The sequence below is a fragment of the Streptomyces sp. NPDC025638 genome (assembly GCF_055558775.1).
In genome coordinates this window covers 97,892-114,228 of the sequence record NZ_JBVHLX010000010.1, presented here as the reverse complement: position 1 = coordinate 114,228, position 16,337 = coordinate 97,892, and the positions used below count along the sequence as shown (strand labels likewise).

Annotated in this window: 15 protein-coding genes; 8 read left to right on the top strand and 7 right to left on the bottom strand. The window is 69.4% G+C overall.

Going from position 1 to position 16,337, the window contains the following annotated elements; genetic code table 11:
- Positions 1 to 32 precede the first annotated feature (32 nt).
- The 3 genes from mctP to ACZ4EG_RS25395 form a co-directional block, all read right to left on the bottom strand.
- Entirely contained in the window at positions 33 to 1,661 is a 1,629-nt protein-coding gene (gene mctP / locus ACZ4EG_RS25405) for a monocarboxylate uptake permease MctP (protein ID WP_467792208.1), read from the bottom strand.
- Positions 1,658 to 1,930 (bottom strand): DUF3311 domain-containing protein, encoded by a 273-nt coding sequence (locus ACZ4EG_RS25400; protein WP_467792207.1) that lies wholly within the window; start codon positions 1,928 to 1,930, stop codon positions 1,658 to 1,660. The genes mctP and ACZ4EG_RS25400 overlap by 4 nt, the downstream gene beginning before the upstream one ends.
- Positions 1,931 to 2,162: 232 nt before the next feature.
- Complete coding sequence (locus ACZ4EG_RS25395) at positions 2,163 to 2,927, bottom strand: GntR family transcriptional regulator (RefSeq protein ID WP_390708826.1); 765 nt, start codon at positions 2,925 to 2,927, stop codon at positions 2,163 to 2,165.
- Between the two features lie 408 nt (positions 2,928 to 3,335).
- On the opposite strand from ACZ4EG_RS25395, the gene ACZ4EG_RS25390 reads away from it, so the two are divergent.
- From ACZ4EG_RS25390 to ACZ4EG_RS25375, 4 genes are all read left to right on the top strand, one after another.
- Positions 3,336 to 4,619, top strand: a complete 1,284-nt coding sequence (locus ACZ4EG_RS25390) for an extracellular solute-binding protein (protein WP_453553375.1) — start codon at positions 3,336 to 3,338, stop codon at positions 4,617 to 4,619.
- Positions 4,620 to 4,693: 74 nt separating this feature from the next.
- Positions 4,694 to 5,680, top strand: coding sequence for a carbohydrate ABC transporter permease (locus ACZ4EG_RS25385; RefSeq protein ID WP_363294135.1), 987 nt, complete (start codon positions 4,694 to 4,696; stop codon positions 5,678 to 5,680).
- Positions 5,677 to 6,519 (top strand): carbohydrate ABC transporter permease, encoded by an 843-nt coding sequence (locus tag ACZ4EG_RS25380; protein WP_467792206.1) that lies wholly within the window; start codon positions 5,677 to 5,679, stop codon positions 6,517 to 6,519. Before ACZ4EG_RS25385 ends, ACZ4EG_RS25380 begins: the two co-directional genes overlap by 4 nt.
- A gap of 9 nt (positions 6,520 to 6,528) precedes the next feature.
- A complete protein-coding gene (locus ACZ4EG_RS25375; protein WP_467792205.1) occupies positions 6,529 to 8,034 on the top strand; it encodes a glycoside hydrolase family 3 protein in 1,506 nt (501 codons plus the stop codon).
- Positions 8,035 to 8,117: 83 nt separating this feature from the next.
- Here ACZ4EG_RS25375 and nagB read toward each other — a convergent pair whose 3' ends face one another.
- Positions 8,118 to 8,903 carry a glucosamine-6-phosphate deaminase gene (gene nagB, locus ACZ4EG_RS25370; RefSeq protein WP_467792204.1) on the bottom strand — a complete coding sequence of 262 codons (786 nt, stop codon included), beginning with the start codon at positions 8,901 to 8,903 and terminating at the stop codon, positions 8,118 to 8,120.
- A 219-nt stretch (positions 8,904 to 9,122) separates the two neighbouring features.
- Between nagB and ACZ4EG_RS25365 the strand changes: the two genes are divergently transcribed.
- A complete protein-coding gene (locus ACZ4EG_RS25365; RefSeq protein ID WP_467792361.1) occupies positions 9,123 to 10,145 on the top strand; it encodes an SIS domain-containing protein in 1,023 nt (340 codons plus the stop codon).
- A 32-nt stretch (positions 10,146 to 10,177) separates the two neighbouring features.
- On the opposite strand, the gene ACZ4EG_RS25360 is transcribed toward ACZ4EG_RS25365, so the two are convergent.
- The gene (locus ACZ4EG_RS25360; RefSeq protein WP_467792203.1) at positions 10,178 to 10,930 is read right to left on the bottom strand and encodes an SDR family oxidoreductase; all 753 of its coding nucleotides are present in this window, start codon (positions 10,928 to 10,930) and stop codon (positions 10,178 to 10,180) included.
- 97 nt (positions 10,931 to 11,027) lie between these two features.
- On the opposite strand from ACZ4EG_RS25360, the gene ACZ4EG_RS25355 reads away from it, so the two are divergent.
- On the top strand, positions 11,028 to 11,660 hold the full coding sequence (locus ACZ4EG_RS25355; protein ID WP_467792202.1) for a TetR/AcrR family transcriptional regulator: 633 nt from the start codon (positions 11,028 to 11,030) through the stop codon (positions 11,658 to 11,660).
- 347 nt (positions 11,661 to 12,007) lie between these two features.
- Positions 12,008 to 13,474 (top strand): sensor histidine kinase, encoded by a 1,467-nt coding sequence (locus ACZ4EG_RS25350; protein WP_453553782.1) that lies wholly within the window; start codon positions 12,008 to 12,010, stop codon positions 13,472 to 13,474.
- Positions 13,475 to 13,750: 276 nt separating this feature from the next.
- Here ACZ4EG_RS25350 and ACZ4EG_RS25345 read toward each other — a convergent pair whose 3' ends face one another.
- Complete coding sequence (locus ACZ4EG_RS25345) at positions 13,751 to 14,008, bottom strand: WhiB family transcriptional regulator (protein WP_003992873.1); 258 nt, start codon at positions 14,006 to 14,008, stop codon at positions 13,751 to 13,753.
- Between the two features lie 319 nt (positions 14,009 to 14,327).
- Positions 14,328 to 15,296, bottom strand: coding sequence for a diacylglycerol/lipid kinase family protein (locus ACZ4EG_RS25340; RefSeq protein ID WP_467792201.1), 969 nt, complete (start codon positions 15,294 to 15,296; stop codon positions 14,328 to 14,330).
- Positions 15,297 to 15,412: 116 nt separating this feature from the next.
- Here ACZ4EG_RS25340 and ACZ4EG_RS25335 point away from each other — a divergent pair, with 116 nt between their 5' ends.
- Positions 15,413 to 15,868 carry a hypothetical protein gene (locus ACZ4EG_RS25335; RefSeq protein ID WP_467792200.1) on the top strand — a complete coding sequence of 152 codons (456 nt, stop codon included), beginning with the start codon at positions 15,413 to 15,415 and terminating at the stop codon, positions 15,866 to 15,868.
- Positions 15,869 to 16,337 lie beyond the last annotated feature (469 nt).

The following is a 16,337-nucleotide window of genomic DNA, read 5'->3' as shown; positions in this document are numbered from 1 at the left end:
GCCCGTTCTTGTCCGCTCAGTGACCGGCGTCCTCAGTGGCCGGCGTCCGCGGTCGCCGGCGGCAGCTCAACCTGGACGCCCGGGTCGCCGGCGTCCGCCGTGTAGTCCGCCGGGCTGGTCTCGTCGACGCCCTCGGGGGCCTTCAGCGCCTTCAGTACGAAGGTCAGCACCACCGTGACGGCCACGTTGAGCACGAAGGCGGTGAGGCCGATGTAGCCGATCTCCCCGATGCCCGGGATCTCCTTGGCCGAGCCGCCGAAGTGCTTCTGCGTCGGCGAGGCGACGCCGTACGCGGCGACGGTGCCGTACACCATGCCGACCGCCCAGCCCGCGAGCAGCGCCCAGCGGTGGAACCAGCGGGTGAACAGGCCGCCGACCAGGGCCGGGAAGGTCTGCAGGATCCAGATGCCGCCGAGCAACTGGAAGTTGATGGCGACCGTCTTGTCCATCGTCAGGACGAAGACCAGGGCGCCCACCTTCACCAGGAGGGAGACCAGCTTGGAGACCTTGGTCTCCTGCGCGGGTGTGGCGTCCGGCCTGATGAAGTCCTTGTAGATGTTGCGGGTGAACAGGTTCGCGGCCGCGATGGACATGATGGCCGCGGGCACGAGGGCGCCGATGCCGATCGCCGCGAAGGCCACGCCCGCGAACCAGTCCGGGAACATGTTCTCGAACAGCTGCGGGATGGCCAGCTGGCCGTTCTGCACCTTGACGCCCGCCGCGATCGCCATGAAGCCCAGCAGGGCCAGCAGGCCGAGCATCAGGGAGTACAGCGGCAGGATCGTGGTGTTGCGGCGGATCACGTCACGGCTCTTCGAGGAGAGCGTCGCGGTGATCGAGTGCGGGTACATGAAGAGCGCGAGCGCGGAGCCCAGGGCCAGCGTGACGTAGGTCCACTGGCCGGCCTCCGGCGGGGTGAGGGCGCCGCGCGGCTTGCCGGTCGCCGGGTTGACCTGGCTGAACGCCTCGCCCGCCTTGGTGAAGATGTTGTCGAAGCCGCCCAGCTTGATGGGGATGTAGATGATCGCCACCGCGATGACGATGTAGATCAGCGCGTCCTTCACGAACGCGATCAGGGCGGGCGCGCGCAGGCCCGAGGAGTAGGTGTACGCGGCCAGCACGCCGAAGGCGATCAGCAGCGGCAGGTCCTTCACGAACCAGTGGGTGCTCTCGCCGCCGCCGACGCCCATCACGTCGAGGACGGCCTGGATGCCGACCAGTTGGAGCGCGATGTACGGCATCGTCGCCAGGATTCCGGTGACCGCCACCGCCAGCGACAGGCCCTTCGAGCCGAAGCGGCCGCGCACGAAGTCCGAGGTCGTCACATAGCCGTGCCGGTGGGACACCGACCACAGGCGCGGGAGGAACATGAAGATCAGCGGGTAGACGAGGATCGTGTACGGCACGGCGAAGAAGCCGGCCGCGCCCGCCGCGTAGATCGCCGCCGGTACGGCGACGAAGGTGTACGCCGTGTACAGGTCGCCGCCGAGCAGGAACCAGGTGATCCAGGTGCCGAACGACCGTCCGCCCAGGCCCCATTCGTCGAGGCTGTGCTCGTTGTCGGCCCTGCGCCAGCGGGCTGCCAGGAAGCCCATGACCGTGACGGCCAGGAAGAAGAAGACGAAGACGCCGAGCGCGACGCCGTTCACGCCGTCCTTCACTTCGACGCACCCCCGCTCCGCCGGACCGCCGCGCGGGTGCGCTGGTCACGCTGCCACAGCTTGTACGCGGTCATCGTCAGCGCGGTTGAGATGACCACCCACAGCATCTGGTACCAGTAGAAGAACGGGATCCCGATGAACTCGGGGTCCGTCCTGGCGTAGGAGCCGACCCACAGCATCGCCACGAAGGGCGCGATCAGACAGAGGGCGATGACGACGCGCAAGGGCGTCACCACCGTCGCTCCGGTCACATCCGAGGCATCCGACATCGTGCGACTCCGTCCCCTCGCAGATCACCACTGATCACTACTGATCACACGTGTAATGCGCAGGCAATCTAGGCGACGCCGTCACACAAGTGGAAGACCTCATCCTCCTATCGGCATGTCGATTCTGTGCAGAAGTCGCCGCAACGGCAGCGGAACCGCCGCACAAGACGGTCGTACACGGACTTGCCGGTCAATTCCCCCTATGTACCAGCCGTTTGAGCCGGGCCGGGCGTCACTCCGCGGGACGCTTGAGGCGGGCCACGAACTTGTAGCGGTCGCCGCGGTAGACCGACCGCACCCATTCCACCGGCCTGCCCTCCCGGTCCAGGGAGTGGCGGGAGAGCATCAGCATCGGCAGGCCCACGTCGGTGCCGAGCAGGCCCGCCTCGCGCGGGGTGGCCAGGGAGGTCTCGATGGTCTCCTCGGCCTCCGCGAGGTGGACGTCGTACACCTCGGCGAGCGCGGTGTAGAGGGACGTGTACTTGACGAGCGACCTGCGCAGCGCCGGGAAGCGCTTGGCCGAGAGGTGGGTCGTCTCGATGGCCATCGGCTCGGCGTTGGCCATGCGCAGCCGCTCGATGCGCAGCACTCGCCCGCCCGCCGTGATGTCGAGCAGTTCGGCGAGCCGGTCGTCGGCGGTGATGTAGCCGATGTCCAGCAGCTGCGAGGTCGGCTCCAGGCCCTGGGCGCGCATGTCCTCCGTGTAGGAGGTGAGTTGCAGCGCCTGGGAGACCTTCGGCTTGGCGACGAAGGTGCCCTTGCCCTGGATGCGCTCCAGCCGGCCCTCGACGACCAGCTCCTGGAGGGCCTGGCGGACGGTGGTGCGCGAGGTGTCGAACTCGGCCGCGAGCGTGCGCTCCGGCGGGACCGGCGTGCCCGGCGGCAGCGTCTCCGTCATGTCGAGCAGGTGCTTCTTCAAGCGGTAGTACTTGGGCACGCGCGCGGTACGGACGGTCGCCCCAGCCTCGTTCTCCGCACTGCTGACGTCGGTGCTCATGCTCTGCCTTCCCGGCTCCGTATGCCGAAGCGACCGACATTCCATCGGTCCCGGCTCACATCGTGGCACGGCTTCGTGTGACAGGGGTCCACCCGCACGCTCCGTGATCTCCCTGTATACCTTTGCGCCCCCCGTTGGTCTAGTCCATCGGGGGTCCCCGTCTCAGTGGTCCACCGGAACTGGTCCGTCCGATCTGTCGCTTGCGGAATGAAAGGTCCCTGCATATCTCGGTCCCATCACGGACGTCCGGAGCCTGCTTGAACACCCTTGACAGGCCTATTGGTCTGGGCCAAGCTCCGGGTACTGGTCTACACCATTGGTCCAGGTCCCGGCCCCATGGGCGGTACGACGCGTCGACGGTCACCGCGGGGAGGCAGGGGGGTTTGTGGCATCCCTGAGGAGGGTGGCGTGAAGCGCAAGCTGATAGCCGCGATCGGTATCGCGGGCATGGTCGTCTCCATCGCGGCGTGTGGCAGTGACAAGAAGGACGACGGCAAGGCACAGGGGTCGGACGCCAAGGAGCTGACCGTCTGGCTCACCGTGGACGCCCAGAACAACTGGCCCAACCTGGTCAAGGCGGCCGACGCCGCCGTGCAGAAGAAGCACCCCGGGATCAAGATCAAGCACGAGTACTACGGCTGGCCGGACAAGAACACCAAGCTGGACGCCGTCCTCGCCACCGACAAGGCCCCCGACGTGGTCGAGATGGGCAACACCGAGATGCTCGGCTACATGGTCAAGGGCGCCTTCGCACCCGTCGACGCCGCGCAGTTCGGCAACTCCTCCGCCTGGCTGGACGGCCTCAAGGCCTCCGTGACGTACGACGGCAAGACCTACGGCGTGCCGTACTACGCCGGCGGCCGGGTCGGCACCTGGCGCAAGGACATCGCGGCCGCGTCCGGCATCAAGGCGCCCCCGAAGACCTACACGGAGCTGACCTCCGACCTGGACAAGATCCAGAAGAAGCAGGGCGCCAAGTTCAACGCCTGGTACCAGCCCACCCGTGACTGGTACGCGGCCATGTCCTTCGTCTACGACGCCGGCGGCTCCATCGCCGTCGAGTCCGGCGGCCAGTGGAAGGCCAACCTCTCCTCGCCCGAGTCCCTCAAGGGCCTGAAGGAGTTCAAGACCGTCCTCGACAAGTACATGCACGGCGACAAGACCAAGGACGAGTCCGACCGCTACATCGTCTACGGCCAGGGCAAGTCGGACCTGATCTTCGGTGCGGCCTGGGAGGGCGCGACCGCGGCCGACCCGAAGAACGACAAGACCGGCAAGCTCAAGGACAACCTCGAGAACTTCGTGATGCCCGGCCCGTCCGGCAAGAACTTGCCGGTCTTCCTGGGCGGCTCCGACCTCGCCATCCCGGTGAAGTCCAAGGCCCAGGGCGTCGCCGCCGAGTGGATCAACGCCTTCACCGGTCCTGAAGGCCAGAAGGGCCTGATGGCCAAGGGCAACCTGCCCAACAACAAGACGGACCTCGCCACCCTGAAGAACGACCCGGCGACCGTCGTCCCGGCCACCGCGGCCGAGTCCAACTGGTTCGTCCCGATGGCCCCCGGCTGGGGCCAGGTCGAAAAGGCCCAGATCCTGCAGACCATGCTGCAGAACATCGGCACCGGCAAGAAGTCGGTCGAGGCCGCCGCGAAGGACGCGGACGGCGCGATCGACAAGGTCATCAACACCAAGTGACCTGAGATCGGGGCCCTGTCCGCCGGCAGGGCCCCGCTTCTCGTACGACCCGAGGGACCGCTGAGGAGCGCGCGATGAGTGCCGCAGACACGACCACCCCCGCCAAGGTGCCGCCGCCGCGGCAGGCGCCGCCACCCGACGTCCCGCAACGGCCTCGCGGAAAGCGGACGTCGAGCGGGGCGGCCACCCCCTGGCTGCTGCTCGCGCCGTGTCTGCTGATCCTCGCCCTGGTGATGGGCTATCCGCTGGTCCGGCTGGTCACCCTGTCCTTCCAGGAGTTCGGGCAGTCCCAGCTGTGGGGCTTCAAGCCGGCCGAGTCGGTCGGGTTCGCCAACTTCTCCAAGGTGCTCGGCGACGGCGAGTTCTGGCAGGTCGTCGTGCGCACGGTGGTGTTCGCGGTCGGCTCGGTCGTCTTCACCATGGTCCTCGGCATGCTGGTCGCCCTGCTGCTCCAGCGGGTCTCCGGCTGGGTGAAGACCCTCGTCAACATCGCGCTGGTGGCCAGCTGGGGCATGCCCGTCATCGTCGCCACCACGGTCTTCAAGTGGCTCTTCGACGCCGACTACGGCATCCTCAACGCCCTGCTGAGCAAGCTGCCGGGCGTCGACCTGATCGGGCACAACTGGTTCGCGAGCGGGCCCGAGGGGCTGGCCGTGATCATGCTCCTGGTGGTCTGGGGAGCGGTCCCCTTCGTGGTCATCACGCTCAGCGCCGGTCTCACCCAGGTCCCCAAGGAGCTGGAGGAGGCGGCCCGGCTGGACGGCGCGGGCTCCTGGGGCGTCTTCCGGTATGTCACCCTGCCCATCCTCAAGCCGATCATCGTGATGCTCACGACGCTGTCGGTCATCTGGGACATGGGCGTCTTCCCGCAGGTCTTCGTGATGCGCAACAACCATCCGGAGGCCGAGTTCCAGCTCCTCACCACCTACTCCTACGACCGCGCCTTCGTGGTCAACGACTACGCGCAGGGCTCGGCGATCGCCCTGATCACCGTGGTGCTGCTGCTCGCGGTGGTCGCCGTCTACATGCGTCAGATGCTGAAGATCGGAGAGGTCGAATGAGTGCCCTCGCTCCCCAGGCGCGCCGGCGGCCGAGGCTCGGCTGGAACCTCCTCGGTCTGCTCGTCTTCGTCACCGCGGGCTTCCCCGTCTACTGGATGGTCAACACGGCGTTCAAGCCCGCGAAGGACGCCATCGACCCGGACCCGAGCCTGCTGCCCACGGGCCTCACGCTCGGCAACTTCCGCCGGGCACTGGACATCGCCGACTTCTGGGGCCCGGTCGGCCGCAGCCTGATCGTGTCCCTGACCGTGGTGGCGATCGGCATCGTCGTCGGCATGCTGGCCGCGCTCGCCATCTCCCGGTTCGCCTTCCGCGGCCGCAAGATCGTGATCGTGGGCATTCTGGCGGTGCAGATGGTGCCGCTCGTCGCCATGATCATCCCGGTCTTCCTGCTGCTGAACGACCTCCACCAGTACGACAAGCTCTCCGGCCTGATCATCACCTATCTGACCTTCATCCTCCCCTTCACGGTGTGGACGCTGCGCGGATTCATCGTCAACATCCCCAGGGAGCTGGAGGAGGCCGCGATGGTGGACGGCTGCTCTCGCACCGGCGCCTTCATCCGCGTCGTCTTCCCCCTTCTCGCCCCCGGCATGGTCGCCACCTCGGTCTACGGCTTCATCCAGGCCTGGAACGAGTATCTGTACGCCCTGATGCTGCTCAGCCAGGAGCACCAGACCGCGACCGTGTGGCTCGGCAACTTCACCACCAAGCACGGCACCGAATACGCCCCGATGATGGCCGGTTCCACCATGATGGCCGTGCCGATCGTCGTTCTCTTCCTCCTCGTCCAGCGCAAGATGGCCGCGGGCCTGACCGCGGGCGCCGTGAAGGGATAACGCCACTCGATGACGACATTCGCCAGCGGTACCACTGCGCACAATTCCAAGGACGGCCTGACGCGCGACGCCCTCACCGTCCTCCAGCCCGGCTTCCCCGGCACCACGGCCCCCGACTGGCTGCTGCGCCGCCTCGGCGAAGGCCTGGCGTCCGTGGGCCTGTTCGGCCGCAACATCACCTCGCCGGAGCAACTGTCCGCCCTGACCGCCCAGTTGCGGGCGGAACGGGACGACGTCCTGGTCGCGATCGACGAGGAGGGCGGGGACGTGACCCGCCTGGAGGTGCGGACCGGTTCCTCCTTCCCCGGCAACCACGCCCTCGGCGCGGTCGACGACGTCGAGCTGACCCGGGAGGTGGCCCTCGAACTCGGCCGCCGCCTCGCGGCCTGCGGCGTGAACCTCAACTGGGCGCCGTCCGCGGACGTCAACTCCAACCCCGCCAACCCGGTCATCGGTGTCCGCTCCTTCGGCGCCGACACCGACCTGGTCGCCCGGCACACGGCGGCCTATGTCACCGGCCTGCAGTCCGCCGGGGTCGCCGCCTGCACCAAGCACTTCCCCGGCCACGGTGACACGGCCGTCGACTCCCACCACGCCCTGCCCCGCATCGACGCGGACGCCGCACTGCTCGCCTCCCGCGAACTGGCCCCCTTCCGCGCCGCGATCGAGGCCGGCACCCGGGCCGTGATGAGCGCCCACATCCTGGTCCCGGCCCTGGACCCGGACCGCCCGGCGACCCTGTCGCATCGGGTGCTCACCGAACTGCTGCGCGGCGAGCTCGGCTACGACGGCCTGATCGTCACCGACGGCATGGAGATGCAGGCCATCGCCGCCACCTATGGCATCGAACGCGGCAGCGTCCTCGCCATCGCCGCGGGCGCCGACGCCATCTGCGTGGGCGGCGGCCTCGCCGACGACGAGACGGTACGGCGCCTGCGGGACGCCCTCGTCACGGCGGTCCGCTCCGGCGAACTCCCCGAGGAACGCCTGGCGGACGCGGCGCAGCGGGTCCGCGCTCTCGCGCGCTGGACGGCGTCGGCCCCCACCGACGAGCCCTCCGCCACCGCACGGGTCGACGTCGGACTCGTCGCCGCCCGACGCGCGCTCACCGTCACCCGCGCCGACCCGTACGCGCCCCCGGCCTCGGCCCCCTACGTCGCCGCCTTCACCCCCGTCGCGAACATCGCCGTCGGTGACGAGACCCCCTGGGGCGTCGCCGCGGAGCTGGGCCGGCTGCTGCCCGGCACGGAGACGGGGAGCTTCGCGGGGGAGGACGCGGCAGCGGCGGCGCTGGTCGCGGCGGGCGACCGCCGTATCGTGGCCGTCGTCCGCGACGAGCACCGGCACCCGTGGATGGCCGCGGCCCTCGACACCCTCCTGGCGGCCCGCCCGGACACCGTCGTGGTCGAGATGGGCGTCCCCCGGTCCACGCCACGCGGCGCCCTGCACATCGCCACGCACGGCGCGGCCCGGGTCTGCGGCCGTGCGGCGGCGGAGGTCATCGCGGGCGCGTAGCCCGGGCGGAGCACCCTGCCCACATTGCCGGAAGGCGCCGGACCCCGCGGGGGAGTCCGGCGCCTTCCGGCATGCCGAGAAGGTCAGATCCCCTGCCAGTCCGGCTTGTTGACGTAGGTGTGCCGGAAGTAGTCGGCCAGCTTCAGCTTGGACGCGGCCGCCTCGTCGACGACCACGGTCGCGTGCGGGTGCAGTTGAAGGGCGGAAGCCGGGCAGACCGCGGCCACTGGTCCCTCCACGGTCGCGGCGACCGCGTCCGCCTTGCCCTCGCCGGTGGCGAGCAGCACCAGGTGCCGCGCCTCCAGGATCGTGCCTATGCCCTGGGTGATGACGTGGTGCGGCACCTGCTCGATGTCGCCGTCGAAGAAGCGCGCGTTGTCGATCCGGGTCTGTTCGGTCAGCGTCTTGATTCGCGTGCGCGAGGCGAGCGAGGAGCACGGCTCGTTGAACCCGATGTGCCCGTCGGTCCCGATCCCGAGCAACTGCAGGTCCACCCCGCCGGCCTCGGCGAGCGCCCTGTCGTACGCCTCGCACGCCGCCTGCACGTCCTGTGCCGTGCCGTCCGGCCCCATGAACGCGGCCATCCCGATCCCGAGCGGCTCCAGCACCTCCCGCCGCAGCACCGAGCGGTAGGACTCCGGGTGCTCCGCGGGCAGCCCCACGTACTCGTCGAGCTGTGCGATCCGGGCCCGCGAGGTGTCCACCGCACCGGAGCGCGCCTTGGCCGTCAGCGCCTGGTAGATGGGCAGCGGGGTCGAGCCGGTGGCCACACCGAGCAGTGCTTCGGGCTTGCGCCGCAGCAACTGGGCCATGGCCTCGGCGATCAGCTCGCCACCCGCCTCGGCGTCCGGAACGATGACAACTTCCACGCTGGGCCTGCCGTTCTGGAGAGGGCTGGAAGGTCTATGTGGTTTAGACCAATCTAACATCGACCCCGCACGGGCGGCGCCCCTTCCCAAGGGGTGAAATAGGACCCGTCGACGTTCGGACACCGAGCCGGCAGCGATCCACAGCGCCCCGCGTGCCCCGGAGGACTCACCTTGACCGTCACGACTCCGGACCCCCTCGTCGACCGCCCGTGCCGGATCATGGCCCGCGAGATGGCCGAACAGCCCGCCGTGCTCCGCAGGATCCTGGACGAGGGAGCCCCGGCCGTCCGGCAGGTGGCCCAGGAGATCGCCGCCCGCCGGCCCCGCTTCGTCCTGCTGACCGCCCGCGGCACCTCCGACAACGCCGCCCTGTACGCCAAGTACCTCCTCGAGGTCCGCCTGGGCCTGCCCTGCGGCCTCACCTCCATGTCGACCACCACCGCCTACGGCGCCCGCCCCGACCTCACCGATGTCCTCGTCGTGACCGTCAGCCAGTCCGGCGGCTCCCCGGACCTGGTCGCCTCCACCCGGGCCGCCCGTGCGGCCGGCGCCATCACCCTCGCCGTGACCAACAACCCGGACTCCCCGCTGGCCGGCGTCTCCGAGTACCACATCGACATCCTGGCCGGACCGGAGAAGGCCCTCCCGGCCACCAAGACCTACACGGCGTCCCTCCTCGCTCTCTATCTCTTCGTCGAAGGCCTGCGCGGTGGCGACGGCGCCCCCGCCAAGGTGCTGCCCGACCTCGCCGAGCAGCTCCTCGCCCGGCAGGACGAGGTCCGCGCCCTCGCCTCCCGCTACCGCTTCGCCGAGCGGATGGTCATCACCTCGCGCGGCTACGGCTACCCCACGGCCAAGGAGGCCGCCCTCAAGCTGATGGAGACCAGCTACATCCCCGCCCTCTCCTACTCCGGAGCCGATCTCCTGCACGGTCCCCTCGCCATGGTGGACAACGTCTCCCCGGTCATCGCGGTCGTCACCGACGGCAAGGGCGGGCAGGCGCTGCAGCCCGTGCTGGACCGGCTGCGCGACCGGGGTGCCGACCTGGTCGTCATCGGGCCCGAGGGGCAGGTCGAACAGGCCTCCGCCGGATTCGTCCTGCCCACGGAAGGGGTCGCCGAGGAGGTCCAGCCGATCCTGGAGATCATCCCGCTCCAGCTGCTGGCCTACGAGGTCACCATCGCCCGCGGCCAGGACCCGGACGCGCCCCGCGCCCTGGCGAAGGTGACCGAGACGCACTGAGGGAGAGCTGGGCGTGAGTACGCCGGTTCGCCTCAGATCAGGGAACCCCCCGTCGCGTCCAGCCAGTGCCCCGTCACCCAGCGGCCGTCGTCCGAGGCGAGGAAGGCCACCGCGTCGGCGATGTCGGCGGGCATGCCCACCCGCCCCAGCGCCGAGCGCGCGGCGGCGCCCGCCCTCGCCTCGTCGCTCGCGCGCAGCCAGCGGGCGTTCATATCGGTGTCGATGATGCCGGGCGCGACCGAGTTGACCGTGATGCCCCGGGAGCCGAGTTCCTTGGAGAGGTCCCGGGTGAAGACGTCGAGGGCCGCCTTTGTCATCGAGTAGGCCATGAGGTGCGGCATCGCGGCGGAGCGGGCGAGGCCGGACGATATGTTCACCACCCGCCCGCCGTCCCGCAGTCGCTTCGCCCCGAGCTGGACGATGAAGTGCGGCGCCTTCATATTCACCGCGAACAGCCGGTCGAACTCCCGCTCGTCGATGTCGGCGAACGGTCGCGAGGCGGCGATTCCGGCGTTGTTCACCAGGATGTCCAGGCCGTCCGCGTGCCGGTCGAACTCCTCCCAGAGGCGCTCGGCGTCCCCCGGCACGCCCAGCTCCGCCCTGATCGCGAACGCGGTGCCGCCCGCCTCCTCGATCGCGGCGACCGTCTTCTCGGCCGCCTTCTCGTCGCGTCCGTAGTGCACCGCGACCCGGGCGCCGTCCCGCCCCAGCCGCTCTGCGACGGCGCGCCCGATTCCCCTGCTCGCTCCCGTGACCAGTGCCGTCCTGCCGCTGAACACGCCCATGCCGGCGCCCCCTCCAGATTTTCCTATCGGTCGCTACAGAAAAGACCGTACAACACCCCACCGGCATTTCTCTAGGGCCCGCTATAAAATACCCCCCATGGTGCGTACCGAGGAGACGAAACCGCAGGCCGGGGCCGCGACCAAGCCGCGCGGCCGCCCCCGCTCCTTCGATCGCGGGACGGCGCTGGAGAAGGCCGTCATGGCCTTCTGGGAGCGCGGCTACGAGGCGACCTCCGTCTCCGACCTCACCCGGATCATGGGCATCGGCGCCCCGAGCCTGTATGCGGCCTTCGGGGACAAGCGCTCCCTGTTCGAGGAGGTGGTACGGGTCTACGCCGGGTCGTACGGCTCGTTCACGCGCCGCGCCCTGGACGAGGAGACGACGGCTCGCGCCGCGGTGGAGCGACTGCTGCGCGAGGCGGCGGTGGAGTTCACCGATCCCAGCCATCCGTACGGCTGCCTGGTGACCCATGCCGCCACCAACTGCACGACTCCCGAGGTCGAGGAGGCCCTGCGGCGGCAGCGCAACGCCAACGTGGCCGCCCTGGAGAGCCGTATAAAAGCGGACGTCGCGACCGGTGAGCTGCCGGAGGGGACCGACGCCGGCGCGCTCGCCCGCCATGCGGCCGCCGTCTTCCAGGGCATGTCCCAGCAGGCGCGCGACGGCGCGAGCCGTGAGGAACTGGAGGCAGTCGCGGAAATTGCCATGGCCATCTGGCCCCGCAGGTGACCCGGGCGGGCTAGGCTGCCATCCGTCAACTGTGAACAGCCTCCAACGCATGGACACACAACGTGGTCTAGTCCACAATGCGTAGGGAGGCCTGCGTGCGGTATGACCGCGACGCAGCCGCACTCTTCCGTCTTCCCCGCACAGGAGGGCGGACCGAGGATCCGGAGCTCTCTGCCCTGACTGCCCCGGTTCCTCATCCTTCGGCCGACCGGGACCGCACACCCCACGGCCGATACTGCTCCGGGCTGCGGTGCCGGGAGGGTTGAGGGTCCCTCCCAGGCGCCGCGGCCCGCGGGTGTTTTTCGGCCGTGCACAAATGCCCGGGTACGCTCGCACACGTGCCCTCCATGAACGAACTCGTACGCCAGCACACCGCCCTCGACGACTCCGATCTCGAGTGGCTCCACCTGCTGGTCTCGGAGTGGCAGCTGCTCTCCGACCTGTCCTTCGCCGACCTGGTCCTGTGGGTTCCCACTCTCGACGGCACGCGGTACGTCTCGGTCGCCCAGATGCGGCCCAACACCGGCCCCACCTCCTACCAGGACGACATGGTCGGCCACCTCGTCCCGCGCGGCCGCCGCCCCATGCTGGACGCGGCGCTCGACGAGGGCCGGATCGTGCGCGAGGGCGACCCGGAGTGGCGCGAGGAGGTCCCCGTACGGGTCGAGTCCATCCCCGTACGGCGAGAGGGGCGGGTCCTCGGTGTCATCGCCCGCAACACCAATCTGCTCACCGTCCGGACCCCGAGCCGCCTGGAGCTGACCTACCTCCAGAGCGCGTCCGACCTCGCGCAGATGATCGCGGCCGGTTCCTTCCCCTTCCCCAACCAGCAGGTCGACATGGATGCCTCGCCGCGCGTCGGTGACGGCCTGATCCGGGTCGACGCGGACGGCATCGTCCAGTACGCGTCGCCGAACGCCCTGTCCGCCTACCACCGCATGGGTCTCGCCTCCGACCTCGTCGGCCACCACCTGGGCACGATCACCGCCGAACTCGCCCCGACCCGGGGCCCGGTGGACGAGGCGCTGGCCAAGGTCGCCAGCGGCTGGGCGCCCCGGGAGTTCGAGATCGAGGCGAACGACGGAGTGATCCAGTTCCGGGCGATCCCGCTCAAGCCCAAGGGCACCCGCATCGGTTCGCTGGTGCTGCTCCGGGACGTCACCGAACTGCGCCGCCGCGAACGCGAGTTGATCACCAAGGACGCGACCATCCGGGAGATCCATCACCGAGTGAAGAACAACCTCCAGACGGTCGCGGCCCTGCTGCGCCTCCAGGCCCGGCGCATCGAGTCCGACCGGGGCCGGGAGGCGCTGGAGGAGGCCGTACGGCGGGTCGGCTCGATCGCGATCGTGCACGAGACGCTGTCCCAGAACCTGGACGAGCGCGTGGAGTTCGACGAGATCGCCGACCGGGTGCTCGCGATGGTCGCCGAGATCTCGCCCGGCAAGGTCACCGGCCGGCGCACCGGCGTCTTCGGCGTGCTCGACGCCGAGGTCGCCACGCCGTTGTCCATGGTCCTGACCGAAATCCTGCAGAACGCCTTGGAACACGGCTTCCGGGAGGGCGACACCGGCACCGTCGAGGTCTCGGCGGTCCGCGGCGGCACCAGCAAGGAGGCCCGACTCCTCGTCACGGTCCAGGACGACGGGGTCGGTCTGCCCGAGGACTTCGACCCGCAGACCGCGGGCAACCTGGGGCTGCAGATCGTACGGACCCTGGTCGAGGGCGAGTTGGGCGGCACGTTCGACATGGTCCCGGCGCCGGGGCGGGGGACACGGGTGATCCTGGACATTCCGGTACGAGCGCATAAGTAAGACGCAAGTGAGGCGTCAGTAAGGCGCAAGTAAGGCGGAAATAGGGTGTATTGGGCCGGATGCCGGTCGGACGGCACATCGCCCCGAACAACGGACGGCACATCACCCCGCACAGCAAAGAGCCCCGGACCTTTGTTCAGGTCCGAGGCCAGTGCTCGCTGCTGCTCTTCTACTACTAAGCGCATCGGGGGTACTGCGCGCTGCGGCTCGGGGGCGGGAGATGCGTACTCGCTGTACGCGCCGCCAAGCTCAGGCTGTCAGAGCGGGGTGGGTGGGTCAGGCGGAGGCCTGACGGGCCCGGTTGCGGGCGGCGCGGCGCTTCATGGCGCGGCGCTCGTCCTCGCTGAGACCACCCCAGACGCCGGAGTCCTGGCCGGACTCAAGCGCCCACTGCAGGCACTGCTCGATAACGGGGCAGCGACGGCAGACGGCCTTGGCTTCCTCGATCTGCAGCAGCGCAGGACCGGTGTTGCCGATGGGGAAGAAGAGCTCGGGGTCTTCCTCGCGGCAAACGGCGTTGTGACGCCAGTCCATGGCTGCTACCTCTCCTTGGTATTACGTGCTGATTGCTTGTGAATGTGAACGCTTTCACGAATCCCTCAACAAGGGAAGGGCCGACTGCCAGGTTCACCGGCGTGGTCCTGTGGTTTGAAGAGGGGTTCTGGTGATCAGTGGAGGCCGGTGTTGCGGGCCGTCCCGATCGCCACGTAGAGACTCGCAAACCTCAGCGGCGGATACAACCCCTTCCGGAAAGTTTTTTTTGATTCCTCGGTGTCGACTGGGTCACAGCCGTACTTCCATGGGGTGGATCCTGGCCTAAACGTTCGAGTGAAAGGACTTTTGCCTGTTCCGCTCACACAATCACACGCAGTGCGCGGCGTACGCCTGTGAACGTCACGCTCGTACGCAGCCCGAGGTGGTCTCCGTCCATCTGGAGGGGCAGCGGCACCTTCGAATGCAAGGTGAACTGGTCCAGGTCGTGCAGGGAGGTGGCATGCCTGCCATGGGGGCCGCGCTCGGGGGACGAAGTGAGCAACTGCGTGCCATACCGGGCAACCGCGGCCGTGGACAGTCGGCTGAGACCGAGTACGTCGATGCCTTTATCGAACGAGGCCTTAGGTGACGTGTACATAGGGCGATTGCCGAGATAGGTCCAAGGGGACGTGTTCGAGACTATCGCCACGACGAGATCGGTCACCGGGTCGGCGCCGGGCCGTTCGAGCGTGATCGGGCCGTGCCGCCGGTGCTGCTCGCCGAGGAGTTGCCGGACGACCTGACGGACGTAGAGCGCGTGGGTCGACTTCCTGCCGCGCTCGCGCTGCTGCTCGACGCGGCCGACGACGCCCGCGTCGAAACCGAGGCCGGCGTTGAAGGTGAACCAGCGGGCGGGAACGGCCTCGTCATCCGTGGCGGGAGTGCCCGAGGTGAGTCCCAGGCCGACGATGCGCTCGCGTTCTTCACGCAGCGCGTCCAGCAGGGCGCCGGTGGCCTCCACGGGGTCGTTGGGCAGGCCCAGGGCGCGGGCGAACACATTGGTGGAGCCGCCGGGGACCACGGCGAGGCCGGGGAGGCGCTCGGGATCGGGGCCGTTGTGGAGGAGGCCGTTGACGACCTCGTTGACGGTGCCGTCTCCGCCGAGGGCCACCACCAGGTCTATGTCGTCGCTCTCGGCGGCCTGGCGGCCGAGGTCACGTGCGTGGCCGCGGTACTCGGTGGTGACCGCCTCCAGCTTCATCTCACTCGCCAGAGCGTGGATCAGCACGTCACGCCTACGTGCGCTTGTGGTGGTTGCCGCCGGATTGACCACGAGAAGTGCACGCATGGATTGCAGCGTACCTACTGGGTGGTACTGGGCCCATACCGAGGTAGGGATCAGGTAAGAGACGGGGCCGTGAGCCTGGACACCTGGGGCTGTTCGGCGAGGGCTACCCTTCAGAGGTGAGCAGCGAGCAGAACCCCACCACGGACACCACGGAAGCCGACGGCCCGCGCCCGCGACGCCTGACGTACGCGGCGGCGCTGGCCGCGCTGGAGGGCGCCGCGCTGCTGATCGGGGGCGTGTGGATGCTCGTGCTCGGTGTCACCGGCGCCCCCGACGACCGGCAGCAGGCGGTGACCGGAGGCGTCACGCTGATCGTCCTCGCCCTGCTTCCGCTGCTCGCCGCGCGTGGCCTGCTGCTGCGGCGCGGCTGGAGCCGCGGCCCCGCCGTGATCACCCAGATCATGGCCCTGCCCGTGGCTTACAACCTCCTCCGGGCCGACAGCATGGCCATCCCGGCCGGCATCGCCCTGGCCGTGGTCGCGGTGGCGTCCCTGGTCCTGCTGGTCAACCCGACGACGACCCAGGCCCTGGGAATCCGGGGGCCGGGGCGCTCGGAGGAACCGAAGGGGTAGCCCTGGGCGGTGGCCGACGGAGGTTGCTGTCGGCGGCCGGTGCCGCGAGTGAGCGTGCGGAGAACGAGGTGAGCGCTCCCGGTGGGCAGAGTGCGAGCACTTGTGACCCTATGAGCGCTGCCGGCGGCCGCGCGGGCTGTCGGCGATCGCGTGAATGTTCCGGGTCGGTGGGGTGGGCGCTACCGACGGTCCGTGCGAGAACGCTCGGAGCCTGGGCCGGGGCTTCCGGAGGGCAGGGTGAGCGTGCCCTGTGACGGCACTAGTGCCCGGGGTCGGCCGGTGCGAGTGTGCCTGGCGACAGGGGCGTGCGGTTTCCGCGGGCAGTGTGTGCGTGCTCGGCGATCGCATCAGCCGGGCCCCTGATCAGGCGCGGGCTGTCCGCGATCGCCTGGAGCGCGGGGCGAGGGTGCCTGGTGACTGAGGCGGACGCTCTTAGCGATCGAGGCGAAGCCATGGAGCCCCTCCGGCC